This window comes from Nocardia sp. CA-145437 (genome assembly GCF_050956485.1).
Classification (GTDB): domain Bacteria; phylum Actinomycetota; class Actinomycetes; order Mycobacteriales; family Mycobacteriaceae; genus Nocardia.
In genome coordinates this window covers 993,687-1,020,051 of the sequence record NZ_CP191204.1, presented here as the reverse complement: position 1 = coordinate 1,020,051, position 26,365 = coordinate 993,687, and the positions used below count along the sequence as shown (strand labels likewise).

Here is a 26,365-nt window from a genome sequence, read left to right as displayed (position 1 = left end):
TCGCTACATGAAGGAGTTGCCGACCTTGGCGTCCGCGGCGAGCGCATTCGAAAGGGCGCTTTCGACCGCGTGCGCGACGGCGTCCAGGGTCGACAGGCACTTGTCCGCGTAGGCGTTGTCCCAGTCGCTCTTCGCGGCAACCACGGCTTCCAGCGCACCGTTCTCGGCACCGCTGTTCGGGTCCGACCAAGCCTTCTTCAGCCGCTCGACGGCCTGCCCGAGGTCGCTGGAGGTGTCGACCTTGGAGGTGCCGTCACCCGCAATCGCGACCAGGTCGCTGTGGAACTGACGGAGATCCGCCACGAGGGTGGTCATCCCAGCCTTGTCGTAAAGCATTTCTTTTCCTTTGCAAGAGTTGGAGAAGTCGGAGAATTCGTTCAGGCCCTGCGGCCGTCACCCGAGGTTCGTGAGAGCCTTCGCGAAGTCGTCCTTGTTGGTGATGTCGACGTTCTGGAAGACGTCGGTACCGGAGCCGACCTTCTCCTGGAACTCGTCCATCGCCTTGTTCAGCTTCTGAGCCTCGTCGTCCCACGCCACCGCAGCAGAGTTGAACGCGTCGGCCGCCTCACCGGCGAAGTGACCCTTGGACGAGTCGACCCGGTCGGTGATCTTCTTCAGCACGTCCTTGATCGACGCGACCACGTCGGCCATGTGGGACTGCGCGGCCTTCGCGAGTTCCGCTTCGTTTGCAACCATCGTCTGTACCTTGCCTTTTCTTCGGAAATGGATAGGCGATGCGCTGCGGCATCACCGGTTCGGGGCGTCAGCTGCGAAGTCACGGGTGACTCACGACAGCCACCTCCCCCCGGGCAGCGAGTCGATCAGAGCCGAGATCGACTGCGCGATACGGTGATCACTGCCCGGTGTCAGCGTGGACCAGAGTTGCTGGTCCGGGGCGACGCCCGGTGCGGCCACGATGCGGCCTCGTGCGGTGTCGTAGACCGCGACGGCTCCGGGCGATCGGTCGGTGACGCCGTCGGCGTAGGCGTAGGCCACGATTTCGGCGTAGGAGTGGGTGGCGGAGAGGGCGAGGCCGTAGGCGGTGGCGTCGGTGTCGGGGACGCCGAGGGTGTAGACGGTGCTCGCGTAGTCTTCGGAAGTTGTTGCGGTGTCGAGGCGTTCGGCCAGGTCGGCGGATTCGGCGCTGAAGGCGGCGAGATCGGCGGGGTGGCAGGGGCCGAGGGCGTCGAGGAGGGGACGGGCGAGGGAGTCGCCGGAGCCGTCGGACCATAGGGGATGTAGGTCGAGGGTGTCGCCGCGGCGGACGGCGACGGCGTGACTGTCGGCGCGGCGGGCGACGCAGACGCGTAGTTGGCCGTCGGCGGTGTGGACCCGCATGGCTAGCTCACGGTCGGGTTGAGCGAGGGTGAACAGTGTTGCGGCGGTGTCGGTGTCGACGTCGCCGTGGGCGTCGACGATGCGGCGGGCGCGTAGGTCGGCGCGGGCCTGTTCCTGGGCGTCCTGCCAGTCCTGGTAGGTCTCCTGGCGCGGCCCGACGGATAGGACGAGCGGCAGGGTCTGCACGCCTAGGTGGCCGGCTAGCGCGATGAGGCCGTCGTTGGTGAGGGTGGTCATGTGGCCGACCCCTGACTGTCGGCGGATTCCGCTGTACTGGAGACTTTTTCGGATCCGCTGCCCACATTGAACGCGATGTCGACGGGCGCGCGCTGGGCGGCCGGGTCGAGGCCGCCGAGGACGGCGGGCGCGACCTGCATGCCGGAGGTGAGGCCCAGTTCGTTGTCGCTGGTGGGCGCGCCGACGAGCCCGGCCCGCGGCGTGTGCTCCTCATCGCTGGACTGACCCGTGTTCCCCATCGGGGTAGGGGCCATGGTGGTCCCGCTCTGCTGCACCGTAACCGGTTGCGTCACAACCCGTTGCGTGGTGGTCTCCTTGGCTTCGACGGTGGTGGCGCGCACCTGCGTCAGCGGCATGGGCGGCAGGTTGAGCGAGCCGAGGTTGAGGTTCGGCATCGACGGCGCCGGAACCGCGGGTGTTTCCGCCTCGACCGGCGCGACCGGTTGTTCGGCAGGCGTCAGTCCGGCGGTGACCTGCGGCGGAGCCTGGTGTTCCCATGGCTTGGCCAGCGATTCGGTGGCCGCCTCGTAGGTCCGCATGACCCGCGCCGCCTGCGCCTTGGCGGCGTCGGCGTCCATGTCGGTCTTGGCGAGCCCGCCCAGTAGAGGCATCCCGCCCGCGAGACCGAGCTGCTGCATCAGCTGTTGCAGATCCTTGAGCTTCTCGACCTCGTCGACGTCGGGCATGGTCAGTTTCGCGAGTTCGTATGCGGCCGCGTGTGTTTCGGCCTGCACCGCATTACCGGCAGCCGCGGAGGCGGAGGCCCCCATCCAGTCACGCAGGGCTTTGATGCGTTCGATGAAGGGCCCGCTGTGCTTGGATTCCCAAGCACTGTCGAGGATTACGAGAATTCTCTCGTACTCCACGGCGGCGGCGGCGAAACCCGCGCTCAGTCGAGTCCACGCGAGTCCGGCTTCGGCGGCGGGGATCGCCCCGGCGCCCGTCACCAGTTCGCGCGCCAGCTCTTCGGGCGGCTTGGATTCCCAAACCGTCTCGGTGAAGCCGGGTTTCGTCGGTTCCAGCATCGAGGAGGGTCTCCGCTCAGCCGGCGAAGCCGAGAACGGACTGTTCCTCGACCTTGCCGAAGGCGTCGAACTGGCTGCGCAGCGTCGAGGCGAGGTTGCGCAGTTCGGTGACGCCGTCGCCGCCGGAGGCCACGAAGGACGCGGCGACCGTGTTGAGGGTCTGCGCGGCGCGCTGCGACACCTCGTCGGAGCCGGCGGGCGCGAAGTCGAGCTTCGCCTGCTCCACGCCGAGCCCGCTGGCGATGCGGTCGGCGAGCGCGTCCAGCTGGGCCGCGGCGTCGCGGGCGGTCGAGGCGTCGAAGCGCAGACCGTCGAATGCGTTGATGCTCATGCCAATCCTCCTGTGTCCCCTGGCAATTCGAAAATCAGAGTGTGAGGGCCTTGTCCGGTGGCTCCTCGATGGCCTCGATGGCGCCGACGACCGGCAGCACCACGCCTTCGATGACGCCGACCACTTCGTCGCCGTGTGCGCCGGTGACCAAACCCGAGCGGTCCGAGGTGGATTCCTCGTCGGCGGCGCCCGCGCGTCCGGCGGCGCCGGCGCCCGTCATGCCCGGCGAGTTGGTCGCGGTGGTGCGGCCGTTGGGCTCGGTGGTGGTCTTCGGTATTCCGGCGCCGGTGTTGCTGACCTCGCCGGTGGGAATCCGGTTGGCGCCCACCGTGGTGGAGGGCGTCGTGGTGGTGGGCACGCCGCCGCCGAAGATGGTGCTGAGCGGGCTGCCGCCGCCACCGTCGGTCTTGGTGCCGTCCGGGTTCTCGGTCTTCTTGGCCTCGTCGGTCTTGGTGGTGGTCGTCGAGGGCGTCGTGGTGGTGGTCTTGTTGGTGTTGTTGTTCGTATTGGTGTTGTTGTTGCTGGTCAGCGCGGAGCTGAGATCGCTGACGCCGCTGGACAGCACCGTCGCGCCCTTCTCGACCACCTTCTCGGCGACCGTCGGCGCGACACTGGAGATGGGCTGCAACGCGGTGCCGACCATGTTCACCAGGTTCGAGATGTTGGACGCGACGGGCGCGCCCGCGATCATGATCTTCGTCCCGGCCTCGAGGATCTCCGCGGTGCTGCCCGCGAGCTGCACCTTGGTCTTGGCCGCGATGGCCAGACCCGCGTTGATGGTCTCGGTCGCGGTGGCGATCAGCCACGGGATCCCGGCGGGAGTGGCGATCAGCGCGGTCGCCGCGGTCACCTGGGCGATGAATTGCCCTATGAGCGCGGACATTTCGGCGTAGCCCTCGGCGACTATGGCTTCGGCGGAGAGCAGGATGGCGTGCTGCTGCGCGCCTTGGGCGGCCACGGTGCCGCTCTGCGCTTCGACCTGGTTGCTGGTCGCCTGCGCCTTGGTCGCGGCCTCACTGTTCCAGGTGTTCATCACCGTGCTGGTCGCCGACTTGCTCGCCGACATGGCCGAAGTCAGCGCACTGACCAGCGAGGTGAGGATGGTCGCCGGGTTGAAGCTGCTGTTGCCCAGGCTCCCCGTCCCGAACGATTGCAGCAGGCTGGTGACCGGCTGGATCAGCGCGGTCGGATCGATGGTCGGCAGCGTAGGCAGCTGCAGCCCCGACAGATCCGGCAGGCTGATTTGCGGGATCTGCGGCAGTTGCGGCAATCCCAGCTGACTCACTACGTCCGTGACCGGCGTGTCGAGGTAAGGACCGATCGGACTGCTGCGGAGCCCGTCCAGCACAGTCGGATTCGACGGGTTGGTCACAGCATCGTCGATAGGAAGCTGGCCGCCGAGGTCACCTCATTGGTTCCGTAGGTGCCGACGGCCGCGTACGCCGCGGTCGCGGTGTTCGCGTGCACGGCGGCGATCTCCGCCGACGACATCAGGAAGTTGCCCTGCGCGACCGCGAATGCCGCGAGAAACTCCTGACCGATCAACCCGAAGACCGGAACCGCCTGCGCCATAGCGGTACCCACGTCCGCGGCCGCCGCCCCCGCGACCTGCGCCGCGATACCGGCCTTCTCGGTGCCGTACGCCAAGATGGGCGTGAATTCCGCCGCCACGTGATCAGCCATCAGTGTCCCTCCCACTACCTATGATCTTGCTCAGACTACAAGCACGAAATTTCTTGTGCCAGACCGCAAGATGCAAACTCTGGCGCAAAGTTCTGTTAACAGACCGGCCTACTCGGCCATCTCCTCATTGAACCGGTCGACGATCTCGGCTCGCCGTTCGAACGCCCGCCGCGCCGCCTGCGCGGCCGTCGTCACCACGGCCTGCTCGAACTCCGCCGGCGTCATCCGCGACACGGCACTACTGAACTGCAAGTCCTTGAGCGCCCCGTTCCCGTCGACCTCCGCGGTCACGGCCCCGTCCTCGGAGGTCTCGCGCCCCCGAACCGCGGCCATCTGATCCGCCAAGTCCTGAAACCGATACAGCTGCCGCCGCACCTGCTCCTGCAACTCATCCATCGACGAAACCACGAGCCCCCCTCTCACACCGTCCTGAGCCAACTCTGCGGCTCAGTATCGTAGTCCTGCTCCTCGACAATCTCCTGCCGAGCCACATCCGCCTCGGTGGGAAGCCCCGCCCGAGCCAGCCCCGCCGCATCAACCCCGGCCTCCTCCAACTGCTTTCGCAGCGCGAGCCCAGCCCGATTGGCAGCCTTCTGACAAAGCCGCAACACTTCCCCCGCCAACTGCCCCGGATCCCGATGCAACTCAGCCGATTCAACCTTCACGGCGAGCGGCAGACCTTGATTGGTAGTCCGCACCCGAATCGACCCGGTCGTATTGGCGACAACCAGCGAGGCCCAATCCCCCTCACCAGCGCCAGAACCGACCGCCCCCACCTCAGTCACGGCGAACTCCCTCCCAGTTAGCTTGGCGTATGACTACCATACGACAACCGCCTTGTCATGCTCATTTCCGCACCCGAACAGCTGCGGCCGTACCTATTGCCGCCAACTCATTTCCCGCTCATCCTTGATCACCCGGATCACTGAGGCGATGCACGAGTTCACGACGCTCACAGCACGCTGGGTGTCCGCAGCGACAGCGATGGGCGGTTCCTGGTCAGTGATCACGTACCGGCCATCGTCGCGAATGTCCCGCCACCTCAGTTCATGGCGTTTGATACCTCGAGGACCGAACACCGATTCACCCTGGGAGACAATGATCTCCCCGATACCAGTCGATGGGAGTCGCTCGAACTCTCGAGCGCGGTCCACCGTCGAGACGACCATCGAGTCCTTGATAGACGAGGGGCTGAAGCTGATGTCCCGGTCGCTGGATCGACCCGAACCCAGCACAACGTCCCCCCGAGTGCCGGGGCCGACTTCAGGAAGCGCGGCGACGACCTCATCGGCCAGCCTGAGCGGATCGCATTCGACGATCGTGTATCTGCGGTCATACCAATAGGTTTTGCCCATGGCACACTTCACGACATAGCCGTGGCTTCCCCGGCGGGCGGCAAAGACACGGACCTGTCCGGAAGGGCTCATCGGATCTTCCTCGTCCCAACCACATATGACGACGGACAGATCCGGCTTTCGGATTACCTCCATGACGGGATCGAGCGAACGCCCGACTCGTTCCCTCAAGGCCACTCTGGCAGCCTGCATGTCCGATTCGAATTCATTGCGACCAGCAGCCCTGGATGTGAACGTGAACGGAAGTGGTAGTACGTCATTGGCGAGTTCAGTCCACAAGGCGTAGAACTCTATGTCGTCCAAACTCCACATGCCCTACTTCTCCACATCTGCGACAGGCGTGACTGCCTCGGGTAGCACACCCAGCGCTTCCGCGAAGTTGTCCGCGGACTTGAGATACTCGGGTCGCTTGTGCTCCTTGCCGCCCCCTTGGCCCGCGCCACCTGCCCCGGCTCCGCTCATCGGCATGCCGGACATACCCGAACCACTAGTGGTGGATGAGGTCGTGGCCAACCCAGCCCTGGATGCAGTAGCCGTCTCTTTGCTCTCTTCCGTGGACGGAGACCCGGCGCGCGGAAAGAGCTTGCTCTGCGGATTCTCCCGCACGGGCGTCGAACTCGGCCCGCCGGGCGAACCGGGCGAAGACGGTGAACCTCCCGGCGATGTGGGCGAGGAAGGGGTCACCGGCGTGGTCGTCAGCGCGGCGAGCTGCTGCTGCAGCTGCTGCTGAGCAGTGGTCGTCGTCTGCTGCGAGGACAGCAGCGATTGGACCAGCGAAGAGCCATCCTTTGCCAGGGTCTCGACCATGGAGACGCCCTGCTGAGCGATCGTGGATAGTGTCGACGCGAGTGTCGAGAGATCCGTGTTCTTGGTGTCGGTCGGCTGCTTGTCGGTCGGTGTCGTCGGCTTCTTGTCTTCCGGCTGCTTGTCCTCGGGCTGCTTGGTATCCGGAACGGAGGGCGAAGCTGGACTACCGCTCGGCGACCCCGGGGTCCCACTCGGATCGCCAGTAGGCTTCGGCTTTTCAGCGTTGGGATCAGGGTTGTCACCCGGAGGCTTCACCGGCGCTGGTGCGGGCGCCATCGGAGACTTCGAGCCGTCCACCGAGGGCAGGGTAGGGATGCAGTTGCTGGACGCCGTCGCGCCGACTACATACCACTCATTCCATTTGGTTTGATCCGCATTATATTCGGTGAGGAAGATCTTCTGGGATTTGTGCATGCTGAGGAAAGTCTTCTCATCAACCTGCGGCATATACCAATGAGTCTTTTCCATCCAGCTTGCAGATATCCGAAGATTCTCGCCGATGATGTTCAGCGCCTCGATCAATGACGAGAGTTGCGCACCATAGTCTTTGCCCGATTGCACCGCCGCCTGGGCCGCCTCGCCACTGAAACGGTGTTTTCCGAATTCGGCCGCAAAGCCGTCGGTAAAGCGGGTCGCTTCAGCCTTCAGCACATCCGCGAATCCCTTCCAGCTATTGGAAGCAGCTAGAACCGTTTTCGAACTATTGGGCAGGTATCCGAAATTCGCGTAGAGATCGTTCCAGGATAGACTCTCTCCACGCTCTGGATTCACGTCGGAGGAGTCCCGCTCGCCGGTGATCCGCTTCTGAAGATCGGTCAGTTCGTGCAGCCCCTCGAGCTTATCCGAAAACTCGGGGGTGTAATGAACGCTCTCCGTCTTTCCCGTCTTTCCAACGTTATCTTCACCGACATATACGCCTTTACCACCCGGCGACAAACTGTCCCTATCCTGCCTGGTAGTCCAGTTATATGGCTTGTTCGACTCAGGCTTATATAAGACCGGCTTACCGTCGAAAGCTTTACCGTTTTCAACTTCTTTCAGAATACTCGAGAAGCGACTCGCAGAGTCACCCTCCTGAGCTTCCATAGTCACTATGGCCGAAAGAAAGGTCTGCCCCATCGCTGACAGAATGTTCTTGTGCTCTACCAGCACGCGGTCGTGCAGGTCATTGGCGGCGTTGATGAATTTTTGGGCAAGCGAATGGCCCGAGGCTAACGTTCCGCCGTCTCGGGCTCCAAAGTCAGGGAGTTTTGTGACGTGTTCAATATTTGCGCTGACCTGGTCTATTCCGTGGGTCATGAATGCACACAACTGAGCGAGCCGGGTTGCTACTTCCGAATCGAACTTCAGAGTCCCTTTGCTACTCTCAGCAGAAACCTGCTGATTCAATTGATTCCATCTATTGAGCAGGTCACCCATACCTACGCCCCTACCAGCGATTCGTAACTACCGTTATCTATGGATATCAACGCGGAAACTTCACGAAGGCGAGGGCGGCTATATTCTCCACTCGTCGGCACACGGCTTCTCGATCGACATGTTTACCGTAGCCGCCATTCATGAAGACGTCGACATACCCGTACGACGCTTTCCAGCTGATCTCGCAGGAGTAGGCGCTGGCGCCCATCTCGGGCAAGGATATGAATTTCTGTCCGTCAACACCTTTGCCCGGCTTGCCGAGCCGATAGGGCTGCCATCCTTCACGACCCCCATAAGGCTTCTGAGTAATAGAAAGGAAAGCGAAGAGGAATTCCGTGTTGTTGCGATCGAGCTTTTCCCAGCTGCATTGCCGTGCGTCCGGCAAAGTGTCGCGAAGATCACCGCCGTTCAAGCCGAATTCCGCCATCTGACTGTCGGAGAGTAAGCATGGGTTTGGCATTCCTGCGGCCCAATCCGAACGGTCATCGCCACCTCGGCGAACGAACACCGCGACAGCGATGATGACCACAACCAGGCCCACCGCGCCGACAACTGCCAATACACTTCGGCGATTGCTGGTCGACACTCCTGCGACTGCACCGGGAAGCCGACGCCCCATGAGCTCGAATGCCGCGCCCGGGAAGAGGCTGCGCGGGAGCGCCAGACCCCGAGTGCCTTTCTCTCGCAAGAAGACTCCGCCGCCGATGGCGAACAGGTCCTTGACCTGGCTGTACGGGATCGTGGTGGTGCCCGTCGTCAGGATCAGTTCCAGCGAATCCTGTTGGAAGCGGGCCGAGATCGTAGTGCTGGGAGCTGTGTAGGCCGCGATGCTCGCATTGCGTTTGATCAGCTGGACGCTGGTGAGGAGCAGGAACATGACGACTGCTACCGCCAGCAATCCGAAGTACGACACGAACAGGTCCGAGACGTTCCATCCTGGCGAATTGGCCGCGATGAAGACTTCGATGAAACGACGTGACATCAGAATCAGCGGAAGCACAAGGACGAATCCCCAGGTGTATGGGGACCGCAGTCGCGCCAGCGCCAGAACTCGACTCAGGCGCCGAGTGGTTTCCGCATCCGATACGACGGACGCCTCGAGCGGGAGGCCAAGCGAGTCCGGCGCAATCGAAGACTGTTCTGACTGGTCCATCGTTCCCCCTCGACCGAGCGATACCGATCGGGACCATACCGGCAGGAGCTCGGCCGGGCCAACGGTGGGACGCCGCCACGTACAAGAGTCGGCTAGATTCGGGCAGGTCGAGAGCCCGATGGTGTGGATACCGAGGACAGTGTGAGTCAGGACAATTCAACTGCGGAATCACCCGATGTGGGATTCCGACTGGCGGAACCGACCGATTCAGTGGAGGCGCAGGATCGCTCGACGCAGCCTCTTCCACTGGTGGAGCAAGTTGCCGCGGAGCTGTTCTCACTGCTACCTGAAGGTTGGGATCGGCTGGATGCGGCCATCGCGATGACCGTCAGCGATGAGGCGGCGCGGGTTGTGGTGTCGGATGCCGAACATGCTGTCCAGGTGCCGCTGTCTGCGCGGGCCATCGGATTGCTGAGAGAGCTTCGGCACCAGTCGGCTGGGTCGGAGAAGGGGCCGTGGTGGCGGGTGCTGGCCTCGGTCGACAAGAGCGGTTCGACGGAAATCGAGTTCGACCATGGGGCTGAGCCGTTTCCGGATCAGCAGTTGTTTCCGCCGCAGGCGTATCTGGCGGACCTTCAGACGTATCCACGTCGGCGGCTGCCGGTATGGCTGGCCGCCTACCTCGGTCATGAGGATCGCCAGGTGCGGACACCTAGCCATGCCGCGAATTCGCGAACGGGCGATGGCGCATTCACGCCACGAGCCGAAAGCGACCTTCCCGCCCTACCTTTGATGTGGGCACGGTGGGCCGCTATCGCCGCGGCGTTCGTTGCCGCCGATTCGCAGCGGGGTCCACGGGTCACGACCGCGCTCGGCTGGTTCGAGGGGAATTCACACAGCGGGGCGACGCTACATCTGCTGCCACACGGTCGTGCTGTGCTTTCCGGTGGATTGTGGAACGATCCGCGGTTGGACGCCACCTACAACGACGGCGTCGATATACCGCAGCTGTATCGCGGCGCGCCTGACTGGGTCGCCGGCCCTGTGCTGAATCCACGTGCGGCAAATGGGTTGCTGTCATTTTGCTATTGGTGGGATGGTTCGGCGTGGCGCTGTGGTGAGTCGCCAACCGCCACCGAGCTGGGTCCAGCACTACCTGGCATATGGACCAGCGCCGCCGCTGCCGATGTCATTACAAAACTGAATGCGCAGGTTGCCGCCGACGCCGCGGCAGAGCTGGTAGCCGCGGCTGAAGCCGGCACCGTGACCCGCCAGTTCGCCGCAGCGATCCTCAGCGGTACGGCGACCGACGTCGACAATGCCTACTACCAACTACTACTGGCCGGAGTCGTGATACCCGAATAGGCGCAGGGACATTCGAGGTATTGGCGTCGCCCTCTCTACCGCCCGGCGTATATGATCACCGAGGATTGCTCTGAAGCTTGCTACCGGGGGGTTGACCATGACGAACAAGGTGCGGGTCGAGGTCGCTGGAATGCGGTCGACAGCAAACGATCTCGATAGCGCGGCGTCCGCCCTGGACACTGTCAAGGCCGCATTCGACGCCGCGGTGAAGGCCGGCGACGGCTCCTGGGGCGCCGACCAATACGGCTCGGAGTTCACCGCCGGTGACGGCGGTTACACCAAGCGGCAGCCCATTTTGGCGGACACACTCGTCTCAATGTCGCAACGGCTTCGGGCGTACTCGAGCGGTCTGCAGCAGGGCGCCAACAAGTTCGACGAGACCGAGCAGGTCAACGCCGACGGCTTCAAGTCCTAGCCAGTACACGAGCCCACGCGACCCGTCGCGGGTGCCCGGTGGGCTGGGGAGGAGCAGATCATGACGAACGAAGCAGCCAAAGGGCAGCTATCCGACTTGATGGAGTTGCTACAGGGCGGCATCGCGTCGATGGCCCGTGCACAAGAGGAACGCGCACGGCTCACCGCGACCGCGCACGCGGCCGAGCGCCGGGTGACCATCACGGTGAATGCCGACTGCATCGTGATCAAGACCGACTTCTCCGATGACATCGACGATCTCGAATACTCCGAGATAGCCGCCGCCGTCACCGCCGCGACCCAGGAAGCCGCGGCCAAGGTGCAGGAGAAGGCACAGGAGATTCTGAACAGGGCCCAGGAAGATCAGTCGCGCATTCCGACGCTCTCGGAGTTCTTCCCCGAGATGCCGGACATGAAGGCGATGATGCCGACGCTGCCGACGGTATCGACCGCGCCTCCTGGTTCTCCAGAGCGCATCGCGCCAGGGCCCGACCCGGTCGTTCGCTTCGCCGATGTCGAGGAATGGGATCACGACGGCTCCAGCAGATCCTCGATCTCCGCTCCGGAGTGGTGACCTAGCGAACTACGGGACCGCACGTGGGTTGGACGACTTACGCCGGGGATCATCTATTCCCCGACTGGCTGATGCAGTGGCTCAACTTCGGGGCGGCCTATCCGAAGGGCGACCAGGACGCGCTGTTCGCCCTCGGTGACGGGTTGAAACACGCGGCCGCAGAACTCGAGAAACTCGAGCCGTCGATCAAGAGCGCCACCGACAGGGTCCCGCAGTACTACGAGGGTGACGGCGCGACCGCCGCGCTCGCCGAATTCGCCAAGCTCTTCGACGCCAATGACGTCCACTCTCTCCCGAAGCTGATCGAAGGTCTGGAGAATCTGGGCCACGACGCGCGTTCCACCGCAACCGAAATCGAGTTCGCGAAGATTCAGGCGGAGATCTTCGCGGCCCTGACGCTGTGGACGGTCTATTCGCTGCTGGCGTCGTTCTACGGCTGGGCCGCGGTCACTCCCTACCTCGCGGTGGCACGCGGAGTACTCGCGAGGTTCTCCGCGCAAATCGCCGAGCGAATCGGCGCGCTCATGGCCCGATCGGGCCTGAAAGAGCTGGCGGCACCGCTGTCTCGCGAGATCATCATGCCTGCCGGCAAGGCGATCACGCAGGTAGGCGAACGGCTCGCGCCGACCGTAGAGAAGCTGGGTACACCGCTCAACAAGTGGAAGGCGCTGAACGAAACCATCGCTAAAACCCCTGCCTCCGTCCGCTACCCGGTCGCGGCGCTCAAGGGTGGGGCTATGGGGGCTGGGCTCGACGCGGGCTCCCAGGTCGTCCAGATCATGGAGGGCCACCGCGACGGCGGCTTCGACCTCAAGCAGACCTTCCAAACTGCCATCCAATGGGGCGCGGGCGGCGCGGCGGGCGGACTGGGGCACGACCTGACCAACAAGGGTTTGAGCTTGCTGGGCAAGGACGTTCCGAAGACGATCGGCGGCCGCCTCACTGGTGGCATCGTCGGCGGTGTTGTCGGCGCGGGCGGCATGTACGCGGCCGGACTCGGCACCCAGCTCTATGACAGTAATGGGAACTGGGACAAGGTCAACAAGGAATTCAGCGGGCAGCTACTCGCCGGTGGCCTGTTCATGGGCGCCGCAGGTGGCGGCGCGCACGGACTCCACGAACGAGCCGCCGAAATCCAGGCCGGTGTCGAAGCCGGTCCGAAACAGTCCACCGTGCAGTCCGCGGCCGTGGACAAGGCCGTAACCCCGCAGACACTGAACACGCACCAGCAGGGCGGCGGGACGCACTCGGATTCCGCTGTGCACGGCCAATCGTCGAACAACGGCGCGGCAACAACAGTAGAACCAAAAGGCCATCAGCCGGAGACCCGGCCTGGCAGCGGCGAGGCGGGCCGGCCGACCGCTGAGGCAGCAAAGCCCGCGGTCAACGGAGCACGACCAGCAGCGAGTGACCGGCCGAGCGAGTCGGCCGTACCCAAGGAAGCGCCTGGTCGTCCGGCGGCGGACAGCCCGGCGCGCGTCACGAATGTGACGCCTAGCGACCAGAAGGCGAATCTCGTTGCGAGCGTGCAGGACAAGCCTGCACAAGTCCCGGCGGGCCGAGCCCCTGAGGTCAGACCTGTCACGTTGGATCCCGAGGTGCGGCCCGTGCGCGCCGAGCCGGCTGCCGTGCCCGCGAATCCTTCACCTGTGCGCGAAGTCCCCGTCGACCGGTCACCGGTGGATCGAACACCGAGCGTCGTCGACGAAGCTGTGAAGAAACTGTCCGACCTGCCAGCCGAAGGACCACTGGAGCCGCGTGCTCAGCCGGAGGGCAGCGACCAGCCAATTGCCAAGGCAGATCCGGGTACCTACCCGCTGGACGGCGACCATGGGGGCCCTCATGCGGATCCCGGGATCCCTGGACTGGACCATCCATCCGAGCACGCCATGCCCGCACTCGACGAACCGGCGCTGATCTTCACACCGACGACGCATCCGGCCGCCGAGCATCCTCTCGAGGTTCGACGTCGCATCGACAAGGTGACCGGTGTTGAGCCCGATCCCGCGCTTGCCAAGGCGAAGGCTGAGTTCGAGGGCTTCTACAAGGAACAGAACGCCGAGGCCACCAAACCGACCGTTGTCACGCCACATGACAACGGATCACCCAGCGCCACAACGGTATACGAAGCACGCCGCTATAGCTACGGCCCCGACGAGAAACTGACGACACTCACGGTCCGAGTGCATCTCGACGAGGTCGGGAACGTGTCGACCGCGCACCTGCGGGAGGTCGTCGACAACCTGCACGCGACAACGGACCGTGTTTTCAACACCGGCGAACGGCTGCTGAGCGGTGATCAGCTTCGAGTGGAACTCGAATTCGTGGATGACCCCGTGGCCGCGCATTTGAAAGCGGCGGTCGGAGATCCCCACGAAGCCGCGGACCCGCACGTGTTGAACCGCGATACACCAAGGGAAGTGCTGGCGGAACGGCTGCGCGAACATCTCGGGCTGTCGAAGGAAGACCACGGGCTGACCGATATCGACCTGCGACACATCAGCAATGACATCGCTCACGCCAATACCGGCAATGCGTTGACCGGGCTGCCCGATACGCGGACCATCGGCCCCAACCGGTTGGGCGACTTGGAACACCAGCAGTACCAGTGGGATGTCGAGGACGCCCTGCGCGACGGCGACCGATTCCTGGTCGGTGCCGACCCCCGCACCAATCCGTACGGTGAGCTGATCAATGATGGCGGCCCGCACGAACCCGTCCGCCAGTACAACTGCCTCGACCAGAGCCTCTCCGCATTGTCCTCGTTCCACGGGGACCCCCAGGTCGGGCTCCCCCGCTTCAAGGACGAACTCGCCGACGGATCGTTCAACGGGCTGGGCGAGGAAGGTGGTGTGGACCGAGCGAAGTACTGGCTCGGAGACCACGAACTGAGTTGGCCTGTCAACGGTCCCACCCACATCGCGGACCAATTCGCGTGGTTGCACGATCACATCAGCCAGAAGGGCGAACTCTCGTCCGCCCTGGTCATCAACGTATGGCATGCCCTCGACGCGAACGGCAACCTCGCGTACGACGCCAACGGATATCCGATATTCGCAGGCTCCCACGCAACAGTGGTCGTCTATCCACGTGGTGCGTCCGGTCCAGTGTGGTGGGACCCGCAGATGCGAACCATGTCGGACACACCACCGGCATCCATGGTGGCAAGATCAGCCGCACTGAGCTTCATCGAAGTCGATCCGAACGGAGGAATCAAGGGTGCAGGAGCTGCTCACCAGGGAACAGGTGGAACAGTATCTCCGACAGGCCCACATAGTCCCGGAGAACCAGCAAATGGGCATGCGCCGGACGGAGCACGCCTGGGTCTGCTGGAGGATCCTCACGCCGGACGAGGCGAACCAGGCAGCGAGAACACCGGGGACCGGGGGCTGCCTGATAGTGAACCCCCTCACCGGGGTGGTGACCAGCCACGGCAGCGCGATGCATCCGCTGACATGGGGCGAGATGTACGACCAGTCGGTTCGGACGGGCGAACCGCTACCCCCGGGCGGACAGATCTATCCGTACCGGTGGAGACTAACCATCCAACAGGCGCGGGAGGATCGGACCGAGGTCGAGTACTTGGTGACAGCGGAGTCCCTGACCGAACCGCCGGAACCGACCACGGAACTCCGTCTGATCGTGAACCGGGAAAGCCGACAGATCCAGACGACCGTGGACACCAATCCCGATCTGATCAGCAGGGCGACGAACGCGGTCCAGGCAGCCAACCGTCGGACAGAGACCTGGCCCGGGTACCTGACGATCGAGTACTAGACGACGGGAATCCGCAGGGAAAGACACAGCTTGATCCGGATCGTCCGTCAACGCTGACCCCGTATCTTCAGGATCGTTTCGAACAGCTTCGGGGGCACATCAACGACATCTTCGCAGCGCACGGCGATCCTGCACGGACGCCCGAATTACCCTCGCTACGTGTGCGATTCGCCGAACTTGCCGATCAGCTCGGGCTGCGCGATCGGGAGGGATGGGTTTCCGCGTGGCAGTTGTTCCACGAACACGATGTCGCGCTGGCGAAGTACGTCGAGCAGAACCACGAGCATCTGCTGCCTCGGCCTGAGGATCTCGCCGATGCTCATGCCGAAGCCGGCACAGAACCGGTGGGACGTGAACCGAACGAACAGTCCCATTCCGAGCCCCCGAAGGACGAGCCGAGTACCGCCCACGATCCGGATACACAGCCACACAACGAGATTCCAGCTTCCGAGGCTACGTCAGCGCTTACCCCCGAGGAACGCGACGCGTTGCACCGTTACACCGATCCGGACGCGGATGTCTTCAGTGATCTGAACCACCGTCTACGCAACGAGCTCGAGCTCTCTCCGGAGCAGCAGAAGCTCGTCACCGATATCGCGACGGGACTGGATAAGCTACCCGAGTACATCGGAACAGCCTGGCGTGGAACATATCTCAGCGCTGATCAACTCGCCGGCTACGTCCCCGGAGCGAAAGTCACCGAGCCTTCGCTGACCAGCACGTCGCGGGATCCCCGCCGAATCTTTACCAGCAATGTCGAGTTCATCATGCATTCGGAAAGCGGCCGCGACATCAGCGCGATTTCCGCGCGACCGCACGAGAAGGAAGTGCTGTTCAAGCGCGGCACTACCTTCGAAGTCCGCGGCGTGGTGGAAGACCCGAACGCGGGTCTGTTCGGAGTCACGCGCGTCTACCTGTACGAGTCTGCTGAGCACACACCGACCCACGGGGCGCCGGGAACTCACACCGACCGCGAGACACCCTCGAACGACCAGACCTCGGTGCAGGAGGCAGATGTTCACCCGCCCGAGGAACTGCTCGTCCGCCATGGCCCGAACCGGACTGCCCTTGGCGAATCCCCCGACGTCCAGCGCGTCTACGACAACGTACGCAACGAGGGCGGACATGACGTCGTCGTTCACGGCGACCGTTTCGGAAAACCCACCGCCGAGGGCGGTATCGAGGTCGCCCCGCACCGGGTACTGGAGGCGATCCGCAACAACCCTGAGTACGTGGAAGGCACCCCGGTACGTCTCCTCTCCTGCCACAGCGGCAACGACGTGGGCTGGGCCCAGTACATCGCCAACGAACTCGGCGTCCCCGTCCGCGCCCCTTCGGACGTGGTAGGCGTCCGCGCGATCCCCGACTCCCCCGCGGTCCTCGCCAAGGACGCCGAATGGCGTACCTTCCATCCCACCACCGAAACCGACGGGACCGCCCCGAAACCCACAGCCCACAAACCTGCCGATCAGACGGATGGACTCCCCCCGAAGTACGAGGAGGACCCGAGCGAGAACTGGAACACCCTGGGGGCCGATGGCAAAAAAGCGCCCCCCGATTCGCCGTCAACTCGTATCACACAACCGAGAGAACAAGCCGACCAGTCACTGGATCCGACCGAACGTCGTCGTCGAATCCTTCTGGTGTGCACGGAGTGGGATCCGCACAAGGGCGGCGTCGTCTCAGTCAACAAGAACCTATCGGAAGGGCTGGCTGCGGCTGGCCATGAGGTCATCGTCCGGGTAGGCCATCCGGTCACGGGAGCCGAAGGGGGCGAAGGGATCACGATCGTTGGTCCTCGTTCCTTCGATCCCGCCGTCAGCAAACAGGAGCAGCTCACCTCCAACCTCGGTGACCTGCCCGCCGACGTGGACGCCGTTGTCGGACACAGCCGTTTCTCCGGATTCGCCGCACGTGAAATCCGGGATGCGATGTATCCGGACGCGAAATTGGTCCACGTCGTCCATATGGTCACTGACGCTCTCGGCCGCGTCGCGGAGAAGCCCGAGCTGGGCCTCGAATTCCAGTCGATGGAAAAGGATCTGGTGTCCACCGCCGACGTCGTGGTCGGCGTCGGCCCGACCCTGGCCGAGGAAGCCGGTCGACTAGCCGATATGTCGGGCAATGACCCCGTGATCCACGAGATGATCCCCGGAGTCCCTTTCGAGGAACAGATTCCGCCCGAAGTCGGCGACGGGCGGCGGAAGATCCTGATGTTCGGCCGAGCTGACAGCCCCCAGAAGGGCGCGCTGCAGGCGGCCGAGATGATACGTGAACTCAACGCCCGCGGGGTAGAGGTCGATCTGATAGTCCGGGGTGTTCCACCGGACCTCATCGATCTATCCCGAACGGACCTCTCCGCGGTTGCGCGACACCACGTCGATGTACGACCCTTCACGATCGATCGGTCCGAAATCCTGGCCGATATGCGTGAAGCCGATGTCGTGATCATGCCGTCGCGCGCCGAAGGCTTCGGACTTGTCGGACTGGAGGCAGCCGGTGCCGGCGTTCCAGTACTGCTTCCGAGCACCAGCGGTGCGGGTCGATTCATCGGTGATGTCGGCCGGTTCCCCGAGCACATCGCCGAACACAGCGTCGTCGAGCAGGGATTCGAAGAACCAGTGGCAGTCGATCGATGGGTCGACAAGCTACAAACCGTACTCGCCGATCCCGAACAAGCGCGGGCACGCGCTCTCGAACTCCAGCAGCATCTGCAGACCCAGAACCGAACGTGGAGTACCGCGGCCGAAGAACTCGTCAACGCTATCGACCGCCACGACGTACTGCCGGATTCCACGGACCTGGCGCACCAACCAACATCGGAGCTGCCCGGCAACTTCGCCCACCCCTGGCCCACCGACCCTGTCACGGGGTACGAGGTCCAGCCCCGCGACCTGGAATTCCTCGGGTTGACCCATGAGCAGGTCGAAGCCTGGATGGCGCGTGAGGCACCGCTGGGCATGACTCCTGAAACCTACCGGGAGTGGCGGACTTCGCTACTGGAGGCTCTGCACCGCGATGGTATCGATACCCAAGGCGTGGACATTCGGTTGCGAGGTTCGGCTGCCGACTTCTTCTCCGGGGTGCATAAGAAGCTCCCCACATTGGAGGAGCTCGCTGACCACCCCGAAGCCCGTGCCAAGCTTCAGGAATGGCTGGGTGAGGACCCGAGCCGTCCGTTGAGCCGCCCATACGACTCGATGTACAAACTCGGGCTCGAAGAGCCGAGCGACTTCGATATCAATATCTCCTCAAATGCGATGTTTGAGCGCGCACGCGCTTCGTGGGATCCCGCCGGATACGTCGGCGAATTGTCGAAAGACCACGGATACCTGAATAAAAAGCTGATCGAAGACGAGTACCCCCATCTCGACAGCTGGGCGAAGGAGTGGAGCGCCCGCACAGGCCGGGATATGTCCTATGCCGTCTTCGATGGCACCGGTCCTGCTGACGTATCGCATCTCGGTTTCCAGGTGCACTTCCAGGATACCGACTGGATTGTTCAGGACCGAGGACGGTTGTCCGTGCCGATCGAGTCCGATGGCAGCCTCACCCCCGGACACGCGACCGCGGTCGATCCGACGGCCACCGCCGAACGATCGTGGTCACAGGATCTCGGCGGTGCGGTCATGACCGACCACGGCCTGGTTACCCGCTCCGAGATCGCGAAAACCCATGTCATCCGATCGATTACCGATCGAATAAACGCACCGACCGATCGCTTGATCGAAGCAGCGCGGGCGAAGAACGTCGATCCGAGGATGTCAGAGCGGCTCGGCGACCCCGACTACGTTGTAGCGCTCTCCAATCCCGCCTTTCCGTCGATGGGCGGGACCATGCTGCACCGGTCCGAACTCGACTCGGGTAATTCACACCACGCACCCGATCGGTTACTGCCCATGGATAGTCCACACACCGAGCGGGTGCTGCGAGAGATGGCCGTCAGCGAACTGGTCATGGCCTGGGCCCACGACTCCAACGGCGTCAATGTGAAGTCATTGGCGATCCAAGAGGCCGCGATCATCGAGTTCGGGCTTCGTGACGTTATGGGCTGGGAGATGACCGACGAGCTGCGCGCTCGGGTCGACCAAGAAGTCGAAAGTTACGGCGATATCCATCGCGAGTTGCTCCGCATCCAGTATGACCAGACGCAACAGAAGCTCGCGGGGGAAGGCGTCAATAGCCTCGTGCTCTACCGCGGCGTCTCCTGGGACCCTCAGAAATTCCCGGATTGGGCCGCACAACCACCCGGCACCGTTATCGCGATGCCGGAACAAAGGCCAATTTCTTCGTGGACCAGCCACCGCGACATCGCATCGGACTGGCTGGCAGGTCTCGACCGACCGGGTGTGATCCTCGCCGCACGGTTCCCGAGGGAAGTGATCCTGGCTTATCCACAGACCGGGATAGGCTGTCTGTGGCAGTTCGAGTACGTCGCCTGGGCACGACCGGGAACGGCCACCTTGGATGTCATCCATCAACCGGCCGACCCAGAACACAGGTAGAGCACGACGATCATTGAGCCACACTGCGAAATGCCCGAGTAGATGAGGATCGAACGACGCATGAAGAGGCTGAAACGACGGCGTCCACGCTGCAGGCTCGACTTGCACGGACACCTCGACCAGGAGCGACTCGAGCAGATACGCGCCAAGCTGGGGCTGACCAAGATGGGCAGGCTGAGCGACTGGCAGGACGAGGATTTCGGCTGGCGAGACATCAGCCACGACGGCGATTCCTCATTGATGCTCAATTTATGGCGCCATTCCGAGGACCAGTGGTCCATCCTGATTTCCGCCGCCGATGATATTGATCTGAGCGATCAGGAAATCGCCCGCTGGAGGAAAATTTTCACAACCGCCGTACTCGACTCCGGTTTGGAAATCACCGATTTCAAGGTGACTGCGCCACCCCACCGCGAAAGCTACGAGACCACGTGGTGGAATGAGAACTGGTTGCGGACAACTCACTGGGACCTACCGGCCCAGAATCTCGAGGAACTCTGGCCGGTGATCGGCGTCCATCCTTCTGCGGCCGAGGTCGAGAAGCGGGACAAGCTGGCTATTTTCATGACCAGCCCGACGTGGCAGCCGGCACCGCTTGAACTGCGTGAACAGGCGGAGAATTTCATACGGCGCGTGACCGAGGCCGAGCATGTCGAGCGATATGACCGGCTCCGTGCTGCGTGCACTTCGGTTCTCGCCGTTCTCGGCGATCCGGCCGGTGATCCGGCAGTTCTACGCATACGCCTCGCCGAAATGCACAAGGCGATCTTGGACAGGCGTGACGAGCAGTTGCCGTCTGACGACTCCGGTCGAGATCCGGCTCGCCATTTTCTGTCGCTACTCGGCTACGACGGCTCGACTCCCCGCCGGATCACTCTTGCTGAACACGCTGCCTCACTGCGCGAATCGCTGACGACCGGCCGCAGTATCGAGGAGGCCGATCCTGACATGGGTGATGCCAACGTGGAGCTGACCGAGTTGCAGGGGATTGCCTCGGGGGGGCTCCTGCTCGAATTGGCGTCCCGGTTGCGTCCTGGAGCAGCGTTCGGACCCAGTCGAGACGGCGAGCAGTTGGCCGACGTCGTGACCGACCTCGCGTGGTCGGTACTTGACCAAACATTCCTAGGGCGGCAATGACTTCCGGCGAACCAACTCGCGCACCGGACTCGGCCGGGCTCACAATCGCGACCTTCTGCCGCGTGGAAGGCTCAGCGGACAATGCGATGGCTGCGGCACGAATTACAAGTCAACTCAGGCAAACCGGAGTTCCGGTCAACCTCATCGTTCGTGGCGTACCGCAACTTATGCTCGAGCGTGTCCAGCTCTTCTTGTCTGACGCTGCCGCCGGTCCGGTCGATGTTCGTCCCTACACAACCGGCATCGCCGAGATCATGGCTGATCTCCGCGATGCCGACGTGGTTGTAGTTCCTGTCCGGGCCACCGAATTCGACGACGCCGCACTCGCCGCCACGGTCGCTGGTGTGCCGCTACTCGTTCCCGACATCAGCGCGATCGGCCTGTATCTAGTCGACAGATATCCAGCCGACCTCACAGGCACCATGCTGATCCACCAACAGGTCGGTGAGCCTGTCCCGCTCGACCGATGGGTCGCAGTTCTGCGGCAGCTGTATGCCGACATGCCCGCCACCCGCCATAGAGCCGCAGAGTTGCAGCGGATAGTCCACCAGCACAACCGGATACCGGAGGCGGTCGAAGCCTCCCTGGCCATGATCGACCAAGCGACCCGAACCGCCCGGAATCTTCCCGCTGCACATTCGTGAGGAGCCGCCACCGATGACGTCCACAGACTCCCGATCCCGATACGAACAACTGCGCATCGTCGCAATCCGTGTTCTTGATGCGTTACCGAACGCCGAACATGATCCTGAGGGACTTCGCGCGGCGCTGATCGACTTACATCTGGCTCTCGAAGGGAACGAGCCGACAGCTGCCGCAACCGACGCCCGTCCCGTTCAGGACCCCGCCCGCCATCTGCGCGGCTGTCTCGACTACACCCGAACACCAACCCGGCCTGTCGAACTCGGTTCCGAAGCCCACGATCTGCGCCAGGAACTCGCTGCTGACCGCCACACGCGAGGGTTCGACGCCGGCGCACCCGAACGGATTGTCGAACTCACCGGCAGACAAGGGATGATCATCGGCTCGCTTCTCCGGGAGCTCGATGCCCGCCTGCGGCCTGGTTCAGCCTTCGGCTCGTCCCGGGAAGGGATCCCACTCGCCGACGTTGCTTCCGACCTCGCCGACAGAATCCTGAACCAGACCGTAATCGGACGTGGATGATCGGTTTCGCTGGATTCCTCACACGCGAGTCTGCCCACTCGACCGGTACCCTGGGCGGCGTCCATAGACATGCAATGTCGGGGGTTGCACAGTGACCGGAGCGAAGACCGCGGGCGGGCTCAAACCCGTCGGGCTATACCGGGAGATGTATCCGAACACGCACGCGGAGCTGCCGGCGCTGCTGGACTCCACCTCCGATCACCAGGTTGAGGATCAATACCTGGTGGTGGCGTACATGAAGGCTGGCACGCCGGTCTTCGACGTGTTGGGCGATGTCACCGATCTGCTCGATCCGACCAAATCGATCCGTAGCGGGCCGTCGCTGGTGTCAGACGGGGAGTGGATCTGGCGGGTCGACTCGATTCATTACGTGGAGAACTATGCGGTGGAGGTTCCGGCCGAATTTCTTCATCATGTCCGGAGCCGGAACTACCGGCCCAACAGCGATGTCGACGTGGCCGATCCGCGGTTCGACGCGGCGATCGCGGCCTACTTCTGACCAGGGGAACAGCTCATGACGAAACCTCCTTTGCCGCCCTGGATGAATCCCGCTGAACCCGATAAGCAACGAGAGATCGACGAACAGACCGCCGCGCGGATGGGAATCACTGTCGAGCGGCTACACGAGATCGATCGGCAGGTAGCGGCCGATATGCGTGCCCGTCAGGCCTTGGGCGACTCCGAGCGCATCGTCGATGGCAATCCAAAGTTCACCAAGGGATTTGGACCTGTGACCCTGGAGAACACCATCGCGCCGGGCGAGCTGCGTGCCCATTACGAGTCCCCGGAAAAGTCCGAAGACTGAATCCTGTGATCGTGCCGACTACGAACGCCCCTCGAACTCGGTGAGCATTCGATCTCAGTCTGCCTACGAGCGCGCAGCGCTGCTGCGGTCCAACTGCCCAGCGAATGCACGATGGGCCATGCCGAGCCACCTTTCAGCATCGCAAACAACGTGCACCTCACCGCCGCCGAGCTGCCCGGTCGGGCACCCGCGGCCCCTACCGAACTACACGTCCAAGCAGTTGGAGGACGGCTGAGCATGCCGGATAACAAGGACCGCGCGGAGCTGTCTCCGAATCGGATTCGCGATGCGCTGATCGATCAGGCCAGGAGTGTCGGCTTGCACGACAGGGCCGACGCTCTGTCCGCGTTGCCTGACATGCTTCCACCGCTGTCGACCATGCCGCTGATTGTCGATACCGACGTCGGAGGCGACCCGGATGATGCCATCGCCCTAACGGTCGCCGCCGGGCGGCAGGAGTTGGCTCTGGTCATCACCAGCGACGAACACGGTGGAAGGCGTGCCCGACTCGCGCGACATCTGCTGGATCTACTCGGTCGATCCGATGTCCCAGTGGTCGCGGGCATCGACCTCGGCAATGAGAGGTACTGGGCGGCAGAAGGTCTCGTTCCGCATGACGTGCCGAATCAGAGCAAAGACGTACTCGCCGCTGTCCGGCAGGTCCTGGCGACGAACGACGGCAAGGTGCGATGGCTCGGCATCGGACCCATGTCGAACCTGTCGACGGTGGTCGCCGAGATTCCGGACGCCACAGGACGACTCATCGTCACACAGATGGGCGGTGGCCTGAACTACAGGCATGCCGATCGTGCCGAGCACAATATTCGACTCGATGTGGCTGCGGCGCGAAAGGTGTTGCACGCCGGGTTGCGGACATGGATCGTGCCCTCGGAGGTCACGTTCCATCCGGCCAATGAAATCACCTCCGGCTCACCCGAATACGAGTTGCTCGCCGAGTCCGGCCCTGCGGGCCGACTGATCCGTTCGCATTTGGATCAGTGGTTCGCGAACTTCTACCCGGGCACCATGCAGCACGATGCTTTGACACTGGCGCAAGCGGTGGGGCGCTCCTTCCTACGAACCAGTCGCGTGGGCGTGGAACTCGATGAGATCGGAAGAATGACGCCCGGCGATTGCCAGGTCTCCCTTACTCGTACCGTCGACTACACGGTCTTCCGATCGTGGCTGATGCAGCGTCTTGCCGAAGTCCTGGCCCACCGCTGACCATCACATATCCGAGAGGCTGCCCGTGCTCTGGCTCCGAGAATCCCCGTCGTACTTCCGGTTCCGCAATGCCACCATCCGATTGGAAGAGCCCGCCTTCGATCGGGTGATCGGCCGGAAGCTGAACATCGACACGGGCGCCTTCGAGCCTGCCACGCGAGAAGACATCGACGCCGTGTTCCGGCCCGGCGCGGACTTGGATTATGCCGCCCTCTCCGAGGAGGAGTTCGTCAAGACCACCGAGGAGTTTCGAAGCTACTACCTGAGCGGTGAGGGACCGATCTTCGACATCTATCGGCAGGTGGACGGAATGCTCGGCCAAGTCCGGCAGGAGCGGCGACGGATGACCGCCGAGGAGCGCGGGACTGTCGCGGCGTTGCGCCGGAGAACTTTCGACATGTGGGAAGAAGAATTCGCCCGCCGTGCCGCAGGCGAACCACCCTCGTTCCGCTATTCGGGCGATGGTCCGCTACAAGCCGGGAACGAAGACCAGAGGCCGATGACTGTCAGGGACACGCCAGAGAATCCCTGACTCATCACAGCACCCAGGGGCCGTCCGCCAGTCGGTACGTGACAGTCGAGGTCGTCGATCGGGGGGAGACTGACGTGCTGCAGAAGGTCTCGTTCCACACGATGTGCCGAATCATGATGTTCGCCGAGATTCCTTAGGCGAGATGTGCGACCAGTCGGTTCGGGCGGGCGAACCGATGCCCCCGGGGCGGACAGATCTATCCGCACCGGTGGAGACTAACCGTCCAACAGGCGCGGGAGGCTCGGACCGAGCACTCCGGGAGCGAGTGAGCCGGATCAGCCGGTCGTCTCGTTGCCGTCACGCAGTCGCGTCACCGGGGGTCGACCGGTAGGGTCCGGACAGAACTGCTCAGTCAAATGGGGGACGAATGAACCAGTCGTGGCAGCCTTCGCATGCCGAAGATTCGGCTCCGACCGGCCATTCGCTCGAGGTCACCACCATCGCGGACTCCGAGACCACCATGCGTTTGAGTCGCGTCCAGGCCCTGGCTCGCTGGCGCTCGCCCTCCCTGTGGGGCGGCCTGGCCTTAATCCCCCTGATCCTGCTGTCGCGGCGTTTTCTCGAGTTCTTCGTCTCCGCCGGTAAACCCGGTTGGAGCCCCGCTACCCTGCCGCTGTTCTATCTTTTCATCCTCGCGATCGCGATCGTTGTCTGCGCCCTGCTCACCGCTGTCGCGATGGTCAGACGGAACCCGGCGATCGCCGCCTACACCGCCCCCGGCACCTCGATATCGGTCATATTTCACCGCGACGCACTGGAATTGGCGCTGACTACCGGCACCACCACCATCCCCTACAACGGGATCAAGGATCTCGCCAGGATCGGTGGAGGAATCTTCCTGCGCGAGAGGGGCACCCGCGGCATCGTCCTGCCGCGCGAGCTGTTCCCCGACGCGGCGTTCGAGGCGATGGGGCGGCGGCAGGGCGGACGATCGGCTCCACTGCCGAACCTGTCCAAAGAAATGCGAGCCGTCCTCATCGCCGGAGCGGTGCTGATACTCGGTGTGGGAATCGTTGCCGCCATTACTATTTCGAGGGATAGCGCGCCGAACATCTCCCTCTCCAGCGCACCGAAGGGATGCGACATGGTTCCGGCGGGGACGGTAGCGGCTTACCTGCCCGGTACGGCATGCAACGCTTACGACCGGGATGCTTCGAACAGATATCTGCGCTGGTCCGGCAGCACCGGTCTCCTCTCGACCGTCGAGGCGACGGTGACCGTGGAGGCCGGAGAATCGGGCGCGAAAGACTGCTTCACCACCGGTCGGCAGGAGATGGTGACAGCAGCGCCGACTTATGCGAACCAGTCACAGCAGGAGATTTCGCGACTCGGCGACAATGGACCAGCCGTCGACCAGGGATGGCTCATCACAGGCGTATTCGGCAAGAACGGCGGGTACCCGCGCGCGGATATCGTCGTGCGGCAGGCGAATGCCTGCGTGCGCATCACCGCCAGCGGATTCGGCGATAGCCGCGCAAGAGACTCCGGCCCGGCGACGGCCAACGATGCCGCGATGAGTTTCACCCGGGAAATCCTGACGTCTCTGTCGCGCTGATCGTTCAGAGACCGGATTCCCTAAG

Annotated in this window: 24 protein-coding genes; 12 read left to right on the top strand and 12 right to left on the bottom strand. The window is 63.5% G+C overall.

The annotated features are described in order from the left end of the window. Positions 1–3: 3 nt before the first annotated feature. The 12 genes from ACQPYY_RS04475 to ACQPYY_RS04420 all read right to left on the bottom strand — a co-directional run bounded on the left by ACQPYY_RS04475 (position 4) and on the right by ACQPYY_RS04420 (position 9,348). Complete coding sequence (locus tag ACQPYY_RS04475) at positions 4–336, bottom strand: hypothetical protein (protein WP_357282342.1); 333 nt, start codon at positions 334–336, stop codon at positions 4–6. A gap of 57 nt (positions 337–393) precedes the next feature. After that, a complete protein-coding gene (locus ACQPYY_RS04470; RefSeq protein WP_357282343.1) occupies positions 394–696 on the bottom strand; it encodes a WXG100 family type VII secretion target in 303 nt (100 codons plus the stop codon). A gap of 90 nt (positions 697–786) precedes the next feature. Then, positions 787–1,575 (bottom strand): ESX secretion-associated protein EspG, encoded by a 789-nt coding sequence (locus ACQPYY_RS04465; protein WP_433592842.1) that lies wholly within the window; start codon positions 1,573–1,575, stop codon positions 787–789. Beyond that, positions 1,572–2,600, bottom strand: coding sequence for a PPE domain-containing protein (locus ACQPYY_RS04460; RefSeq protein WP_433592841.1), 1,029 nt, complete (start codon positions 2,598–2,600; stop codon positions 1,572–1,574). Before ACQPYY_RS04460 ends, ACQPYY_RS04465 begins: the two co-directional genes overlap by 4 nt. A 16-nt stretch (positions 2,601–2,616) precedes the next feature. Beyond that, positions 2,617–2,931, bottom strand: coding sequence for a PE family protein (locus ACQPYY_RS04455; RefSeq protein ID WP_433592840.1), 315 nt, complete (start codon positions 2,929–2,931; stop codon positions 2,617–2,619). A gap of 34 nt (positions 2,932–2,965) precedes the next feature. Then, positions 2,966–4,303: a hypothetical protein gene (locus ACQPYY_RS04450; RefSeq protein WP_433592839.1), complete on the bottom strand. Its 1,338-nt coding sequence runs from the start codon at positions 4,301–4,303 to the stop codon at positions 2,966–2,968. Further along, positions 4,300–4,614 carry a hypothetical protein gene (locus ACQPYY_RS04445; RefSeq protein ID WP_379105182.1) on the bottom strand — a complete coding sequence of 105 codons (315 nt, stop codon included), beginning with the start codon at positions 4,612–4,614 and terminating at the stop codon, positions 4,300–4,302. Before ACQPYY_RS04445 ends, ACQPYY_RS04450 begins: the two co-directional genes overlap by 4 nt. A 108-nt stretch (positions 4,615–4,722) precedes the next feature. Continuing rightward, positions 4,723–5,010, bottom strand: a complete 288-nt coding sequence (locus ACQPYY_RS04440; protein WP_379105180.1) for a YbaB/EbfC family nucleoid-associated protein — start codon at positions 5,008–5,010, stop codon at positions 4,723–4,725. A 23-nt stretch (positions 5,011–5,033) separates the two neighbouring features. Continuing rightward, on the bottom strand, positions 5,034–5,399 hold the full coding sequence (locus ACQPYY_RS04435; protein ID WP_379105178.1) for a hypothetical protein: 366 nt from the start codon (positions 5,397–5,399) through the stop codon (positions 5,034–5,036). A gap of 93 nt (positions 5,400–5,492) precedes the next feature. Continuing rightward, on the bottom strand, positions 5,493–6,281 hold the full coding sequence (locus tag ACQPYY_RS04430) for an ESX secretion-associated protein EspG (RefSeq protein ID WP_433592838.1): 789 nt from the start codon (positions 6,279–6,281) through the stop codon (positions 5,493–5,495). A gap of 3 nt (positions 6,282–6,284) precedes the next feature. Continuing rightward, positions 6,285–8,195: a hypothetical protein gene (locus tag ACQPYY_RS04425; RefSeq protein WP_433592837.1), complete on the bottom strand. Its 1,911-nt coding sequence runs from the start codon at positions 8,193–8,195 to the stop codon at positions 6,285–6,287. A 46-nt stretch (positions 8,196–8,241) separates the two neighbouring features. Continuing rightward, positions 8,242–9,348 carry a hypothetical protein gene (locus ACQPYY_RS04420; protein WP_433592836.1) on the bottom strand — a complete coding sequence of 369 codons (1,107 nt, stop codon included), beginning with the start codon at positions 9,346–9,348 and terminating at the stop codon, positions 8,242–8,244. Positions 9,349–9,471: 123 nt separating this feature from the next. On the opposite strand from ACQPYY_RS04420, the gene ACQPYY_RS04415 reads away from it, so the two are divergent. From ACQPYY_RS04415 to ACQPYY_RS04360, 12 genes are all read left to right on the top strand, one after another. Further along, a complete protein-coding gene (locus ACQPYY_RS04415) occupies positions 9,472–10,653 on the top strand; it encodes a hypothetical protein (protein WP_433592835.1) in 1,182 nt (393 codons plus the stop codon). A gap of 97 nt (positions 10,654–10,750) precedes the next feature. Continuing rightward, a complete protein-coding gene (locus ACQPYY_RS04410) occupies positions 10,751–11,068 on the top strand; it encodes a WXG100 family type VII secretion target (RefSeq protein ID WP_433592834.1) in 318 nt (105 codons plus the stop codon). A 60-nt stretch (positions 11,069–11,128) separates the two neighbouring features. After that, positions 11,129–11,641: a YbaB/EbfC family nucleoid-associated protein gene (locus tag ACQPYY_RS04405; protein WP_433592833.1), complete on the top strand. Its 513-nt coding sequence runs from the start codon at positions 11,129–11,131 to the stop codon at positions 11,639–11,641. Positions 11,642–11,664: 23 nt separating this feature from the next. Further along, positions 11,665–19,923: a toxin glutamine deamidase domain-containing protein gene (locus ACQPYY_RS04400; protein WP_433592832.1), complete on the top strand. Its 8,259-nt coding sequence runs from the start codon at positions 11,665–11,667 to the stop codon at positions 19,921–19,923. Positions 19,924–19,983: 60 nt separating this feature from the next. Next, complete coding sequence (locus tag ACQPYY_RS04395; RefSeq protein WP_433592831.1) at positions 19,984–21,060, top strand: hypothetical protein; 1,077 nt, start codon at positions 19,984–19,986, stop codon at positions 21,058–21,060. Next, complete coding sequence (locus ACQPYY_RS04390) at positions 21,057–21,704, top strand: hypothetical protein (RefSeq protein ID WP_433592830.1); 648 nt, start codon at positions 21,057–21,059, stop codon at positions 21,702–21,704. The genes ACQPYY_RS04395 and ACQPYY_RS04390 overlap by 4 nt, the downstream gene beginning before the upstream one ends. Positions 21,705–21,717: 13 nt before the next feature. Further along, positions 21,718–22,224: a hypothetical protein gene (locus ACQPYY_RS04385; protein ID WP_433592829.1), complete on the top strand. Its 507-nt coding sequence runs from the start codon at positions 21,718–21,720 to the stop codon at positions 22,222–22,224. Positions 22,225–22,315: 91 nt separating this feature from the next. Further along, entirely contained in the window at positions 22,316–22,723 is a 408-nt protein-coding gene (locus ACQPYY_RS04380) for a hypothetical protein (RefSeq protein WP_433592828.1), read from the top strand. Between the two features lie 15 nt (positions 22,724–22,738). Beyond that, positions 22,739–23,029, top strand: coding sequence for a hypothetical protein (locus tag ACQPYY_RS04375; protein WP_433592827.1), 291 nt, complete (start codon positions 22,739–22,741; stop codon positions 23,027–23,029). Between the two features lie 237 nt (positions 23,030–23,266). Further along, positions 23,267–24,253: a nucleoside hydrolase gene (locus ACQPYY_RS04370; protein ID WP_433592826.1), complete on the top strand. Its 987-nt coding sequence runs from the start codon at positions 23,267–23,269 to the stop codon at positions 24,251–24,253. A gap of 25 nt (positions 24,254–24,278) precedes the next feature. After that, on the top strand, positions 24,279–24,785 hold the full coding sequence (locus ACQPYY_RS04365) for a hypothetical protein (protein WP_433592825.1): 507 nt from the start codon (positions 24,279–24,281) through the stop codon (positions 24,783–24,785). A 367-nt stretch (positions 24,786–25,152) separates the two neighbouring features. Further along, positions 25,153–26,340 carry a YcxB family protein gene (locus ACQPYY_RS04360; protein ID WP_433592824.1) on the top strand — a complete coding sequence of 396 codons (1,188 nt, stop codon included), beginning with the start codon at positions 25,153–25,155 and terminating at the stop codon, positions 26,338–26,340. Positions 26,341–26,365: the final 25 nt, after the last annotated feature.